Here is a 422-nt window from a genome sequence, read left to right as displayed (position 1 = left end):
TCGAAGAACGGCAGGACCGTTTCGTTGAGCACATGAACCGAGGTCACCGGCAGCTTGCTGGTGTAGAGCCGTCCCCAGGCGTGGCGGCTGTAGCAGTCCAGCACGGTTTGCAGATACACCTTGCCTACCCCCTTGAGTGCGCCGACGAAGAAGGTGTCGACCGCCACCAGTTCCCCGGTGTAGTGAACCTCAATTTGGCGTTCGCGAAACTCGGGGCTGAAGCGCTCGAGCAGGCGGATCTGCTCGTCATTGAGCTCAATCGTCTGTTCCCTATGGGTTTTCTCGAGGCGCAACAAGCGGTCATGCTTGGAGAGCAAGTCGTGACGTTGCCACACGCCGCGCACACCGCCCGCACTGACGTTGATGCCTTGCAGAGCCAGTTCTTGCGCGACCCGCAGCGGGCCATGGGTTGGTCTGGTGAG

The 422-nt window shown here is 60.9% G+C and carries 1 pseudogene; it reads right to left on the bottom strand.

Annotated elements, in window-relative coordinates:
- A pseudogene (locus AACR77_RS22905) lies at positions 1-422 on the bottom strand (IS481-like element ISAs19 family transposase); the annotation flags it as partial.

Origin of the sequence: Aeromonas sp. ZOR0002 (assembly GCF_963866995.1) — a bacterium.
GTDB classification, from domain to species: domain Bacteria; phylum Pseudomonadota; class Gammaproteobacteria; order Enterobacterales; family Aeromonadaceae; genus Aeromonas; species Aeromonas caviae.
This window is presented reverse-complemented; position numbering and strand designations above follow the sequence as displayed.